This is a genomic window from Bartonella sp. TT110JLCBS, assembly GCF_042193405.1.
Lineage (GTDB): Bacteria > Pseudomonadota > Alphaproteobacteria > Rhizobiales > Rhizobiaceae > Bartonella.
In genome coordinates, this window is sequence record NZ_JBHILT010000247.1 from 1 (window position 1) to 311 (window position 311).

The 311-nt window shown below is 38.6% G+C and carries 1 protein-coding gene; it reads right to left on the reverse strand.

The window, feature by feature from the left end; genetic code table 11:
• Positions 1-311: hypothetical protein (locus ACFILW_RS10700; protein WP_375685824.1), on the reverse strand; the 311-nt coding region annotated here is incomplete at both ends.

Consider the following 311-nt stretch of genomic DNA (forward strand, 5'->3'; position numbering starts at 1 on the left):
CCATAGTGATTACTTAAAATTGCTCCAGGTTTGAATAAACTTCCATGGTCCGTAATCTTAACTGTGAGCATGTGATCATCAATCATTGTTTCGATCATTGCTTGATTCGTATTTGCATGCTTGACCACGTTCATTAACGCTTCACCAACTACTCGCATAATATCATGCAACTCAACATTCTCAATTAAGATATCTTGATCGATCACTAGCTCAGTTTGTAAACCATAGTTATCTTCCATATCGTGAATTGCTCGCAACAGCGCCTGTTTCAATGAACGTTGCGGATTATCCTCATCACCTGATTGATACTG